General features: G+C 72.6%; 5 protein-coding genes. 4 read left to right on the plus strand and 1 reads right to left on the minus strand.

What is annotated here, in order from left to right:
• Positions 1-410: 410 nt before the first annotated feature.
• The gene (locus tag AC0CYZ_RS09500) at positions 411-950 is read right to left on the minus strand and encodes an NUDIX domain-containing protein (protein WP_472214604.1); all 540 of its coding nucleotides are present in this window, start codon (positions 948-950) and stop codon (positions 411-413) included.
• Positions 951-1,064: 114 nt separating this feature from the next.
• Between AC0CYZ_RS09500 and atpF the strand changes: the two genes are divergently transcribed.
• The 4 genes from atpF to AC0CYZ_RS09520 all read left to right on the plus strand — a co-directional run.
• A complete protein-coding gene (atpF, locus tag AC0CYZ_RS09505; RefSeq protein ID WP_472214606.1) occupies positions 1,065-1,550 on the plus strand; it encodes a F0F1 ATP synthase subunit B in 486 nt (161 codons plus the stop codon).
• A 15-nt stretch (positions 1,551-1,565) separates the two neighbouring features.
• A complete protein-coding gene (nucS, locus tag AC0CYZ_RS09510) occupies positions 1,566-2,243 on the plus strand; it encodes an endonuclease NucS (RefSeq protein WP_472214608.1) in 678 nt (225 codons plus the stop codon).
• 41 nt (positions 2,244-2,284) lie between these two features.
• A complete protein-coding gene (locus tag AC0CYZ_RS09515; protein WP_472214610.1) occupies positions 2,285-3,814 on the plus strand; it encodes an aldehyde dehydrogenase family protein in 1,530 nt (509 codons plus the stop codon).
• A gap of 121 nt (positions 3,815-3,935) precedes the next feature.
• On the plus strand, positions 3,936-4,060 hold a 125-nt coding region (locus AC0CYZ_RS09520; protein WP_472214612.1), incomplete at its 3' end, for a 3-hydroxyacyl-CoA dehydrogenase NAD-binding domain-containing protein.

Below are 4,060 nucleotides of genomic sequence, written 5' to 3' on the forward strand. Positions count from 1 at the left end.
CAGGCGCGTGACCTCGTCGAGCAGCGCCTCGACCCGGCCCGGCAGCCGGGCGCCGACGCCTGCGGCCTCGGCGGTCCAGGCGAGGACCTCCGACGGCGTGGGGACGACCAGCGGCCCTAGGCGAACGAGTGACATGGCACCCAGTCTGCTCGCCCCCGGTCGCGATCGGCGCGCGTCGCTGTCGGAAGCCGCCGGTGCCGTCGGCATGATCACCTGCCTACGGTCCCTCACCTGGACGGCCCGCGCTGCGCGCTCGGCAGATGATCATGGTTTCCGCGACGGCGCCCGAGGTCTCGCATTCCATGATCGATTGCCGCGTCAGCACGACGCCACGTCGCCCCCGGAGGCCGAGGATGTGCGCTCAGGCGTTCCGCGGGTGCACCGCTCCACGCGGACGCGGACGATCGAGGTCAGCGCCCCGCGAGCAGCAGCATCGCGTAGGCCGCGATCGACTGGGCGTCGGTGATCTCGCCGGCCCGCACCCGGTCCTCGAACTCGGTGCGCGTCACCCACGCGGTGCGCATGTCCGCCTCGGTCTCCTCGCGCTCGGGCGCGCCCGCGGTGAGCCCCGTCGCGAGGAAGGCCCGGCCGCGCTGCGAGGACAGGCCCGGGGCGACGTCGAGCAGGCCGAGCGGCTCCCAGTGCTCCGCGCGCAGGCCGGTCTCCTCGCGCAGCTCCCGCGCGGCGAGCTCCGCGGGGTCGGACTCCGCGCGGTCGGGCGCCGTGCCCTGCGGGAACTCCCAGCGGCGCAGGCCCAGGGGGTAGCGGAACTGCTCGACCAGCATCATCCGCGCCGCCGGGCCGTCCCCCTCCAGCGCGATGACCAGCGCGTAGTGCGGCTTGTCCACGACGCCGTAGATCCCCTCACCACCGCCGGGGCGCCGGAACGTGTCCTCCCGGACCGTCATCCAGGGGTTCTCGTACACCTGCCGGCTCGAGAGCGTCTCCACTCCGCCGATGATCCCCGCCGGGGCTCCCGATCGACCGTCCGGGCCGTCCCACGCTAGGCTGCGCGACCGAGCAGGGCGATTCTCCTCACCGCGGAACGGGAGCACGGCAGACACATGGTCAGCACAGTCATCGCCGAGGTCGTCGCCTTCCTGATCGTCCTGTACGTGCTCTACCGCTACGTCGTCCCGCCGCTGAAGACGATGACGGAGAAGCGCGAGAAGGAGATCGCCCAGCAGGTCGAGGACTCGCGCAAGGCCAAGGAGCGCCTGGAGGCGGCCGAGGCCGCGTACCGCGAGGCCGTCGAGAACGCCCAGAACGACGCCGCCCGCATCCGGGACGACGCGCGGGCCGACGCCCAGCGCATCGCCGACGAGATGCGCGAGAAGGCCGAGGAGGAGGTCGAGCGCCTCAAGCGGCGCGGCGAGGAGCAGCTCCAGAACGCCCGCGCGCAGGTGGTGCGCGACCTCAAGCGCGAGCTCGGCGGCCACTCCACGGAGCTGGCGAGCCAGCTGGTGCGCCAGGAGCTGGAGTCCGACCAGGCGAAGAAGGAGTCGGTGGACAACTTCATCGAGGAGCTGTCCCGGTCCGTGTCGCGGTGACCCCCCGACCCTGACGTGCGCCTCGTCATCGCCCGCTGCACCGTCGACTACGCGGGCCGCCTCACCGCGCACCTGCCCAGCGCGCTGCGCCTGCTCCTGGTCAAGGCCGACGGCTCGGTCAGCGTCCACGCCGACGATCGCGCCTACAAGCCGCTGAACTGGATGAGCCCGCCCTGTTGGCTCACCGAGGAGGACGGCACCGGGGACGTCAAGGGTGTGTGGACGGTCCGCAACAAGGCCGACGAGACGCTGACGATCACCCTCGAGGAGATCCAGCACGACTCGCAGCACGACCTCGGCGTCGATCCCGGCCTGGTCAAGGACGGCGTCGAGGCCCACCTGCAGGAGCTGCTCGCCGAGCACGTCCACACCCTCGGGGCGGGCTGGACGCTGGTGCGGCGCGAGTACCCCACCGCGATCGGCCCGGTCGACCTGCTCTGCCGCGACGACACCGGCACCTCGGTCGCCGTGGAGATCAAGCGGCGCGGGGAGATCGACGGCGTCGAGCAGCTCACCCGCTACCTCGAGCTGCTCAACCGGGACCCGCTGCTCGCTCCCGTCCAGGGCATCTTCGCCGCGCAGCAGATCAAGCCCCAGGCGCGCGTGCTCGCCACCGACCGCGGCATCCGCTGCGTGACGCTGGACTACGACGCGCTGCGCGGGATCGAGTCCGACGAGTTCCGGTTGTTCTGAAGCCTCGCGCCGTTGGTGTACCCGCCGGTAACGTGCACTTCATGACGAGCACGGCACCGAAGCCCGCCACCAGCCCCGAGACGACGGCGCCCCGGGACACGTTCGACTCGCTCGACCCGCGGGACGGTTCGGTCGTCGCCACCCATCCCCGGCACACCCCCGACCAGGTCGAGGCGGTCGTCGCGCGGGCGCGGGCCGTCGCGGGCTGGTGGGCCGACCTGGGCTTCGAGGGCCGCCGCACCCGCCTCGCCGCATGGCGCCGGCTGATCATCGAGCGCACCGACGAGCTCGCCGCCCTCGTCAGCCGCGAGACGGGCAAGCCCCTCGACGACGCCCGCATCGAGGTCGTCCTCGTCATCGACCACCTGCACTGGGCGGGCAAGCACGCGAAGGCCGCGCTGGGGCGCAAGCGGTTCGAGGCCGGTGCGCTCATGGTCAACCACCGGGCCACCATCGAGTACCGTCCGCTCGGCGTCATCGGCGTGCTCGGGCCGTGGAACTACCCGGTGTTCACCCCGATGGGCTCGATCGTCTACGCGCTCGCCGCGGGCAACGCCGTCGTCTTCAAGCCCTCCGAGCTGACGCCGACGGTGGGGAAGTGGCTCGTGGACTCCTTCGCCGAGGTGCTGCACCGCACCGACGGGCGAGGGGAGGGCCTGTTCGGGCTGGTCACCGGCGAGGGCGAGACCGGGGCCGCGCTGTGCCGCGCGGGCGTGGACAAGGTCGCCTTCACCGGCTCGACCGCCACCGCGAAGAAGGTCATGGCGACCTGCGCCGAGACGCTCACCCCGATCCTCGTGGAGTGCGGCGGCAAGGACGCGCTGCTCGTCGACCACGACGCCGACCTCGACGACGCGGCCGCGGCGGCCGTCTGGGGCGCGATGTCCAACGCCGGGCAGACCTGCGTCGGCGTGGAGCGGGTCTACGTCGTCGACTCCGTCGCCGAGGCGTTCCTCGACAAGGTGGCCCAGCGCGCCGCGAAGATCCAGCCCGGCGCCGGGCCGCGTTCGATCTACGGCCCGATCACGATGCCGAGCCAGATCGGGATCATCTCCGACCAGATCGACGACGCGCTCTCCCGCGGGGGACGGGCCGTGGTCGGCGGCCGGGACTCGGTGCGCGCGCCCTTCGTCGACCCGGTGGTGCTCGCCGACGTCCCCGAGGACTCGAGCGCGGTCACCGACGAGACGTTCGGGCCGACGGTCGTCGTGAACCGGGTCCGCGACATCGACGAGGCCGTCGAGCGGGCCAACGCCTCGCGCTACGGGCTCGGCGGGGCGGTGTTCGCGAAGAAGCGCGGCTACGAGATCGCGCGCAAGCTCCGCGTCGGGATGGTCTCGGTCAACGGCGTGATCGCGTTCGCGGCCATGCCCTCGCTGCCCTTCGGCGGCGTCGGCGACTCCGGCTTCGGGCGCATCCACGGCCGCGACGGCCTGCGGGAGTTCACCCGCGCGCTCGCGGTCTCCGAACGGCGCTTCAAGAGCATCAACGTGATGACGTTCGACCGGCCCGGGTGGGTCGTGAAGGCCATGACGGTGCTGGCCGGCCTGATCTACCGACGGAACCGGTAAAGCGGTCGGAGGGGTGCGTCACGGGCCCGGCTCGCAGGCTGGGGACCGTCGGGCGCACGTGACAGGATCGCCCGACCCCGGGCCGGTGAGGTCCCGGGGAGTCGACGAAGGGACAGGGGACGTGGCTCGCGAGTTCGCCCGGGTGGGTGTGGTCGGTCTGGGCACGATGGGCGCGGGCATCGTCGAGGTGTTCGCCCGCGCGGGCATCGAGGTCGTCGCGGCGGAGGTCGACGAGGCCGCGGCCGC

Source organism: Actinomycetospora sp. (genome assembly GCF_055612215.1).

Coding starts and splice junctions, on each gene's coding strand:
- atpF (WP_472214606.1), top strand. CDS start 1,065: ATGGTCAGCACAGTCATCGCCGAGGTCGTCGCCTTCCTGATCGTCCTG.
- AC0CYZ_RS09515 (WP_472214610.1), top strand. CDS start 2,285: ATGACGAGCACGGCACCGAAGCCCGCCACCAGCCCCGAGACGACGGCG.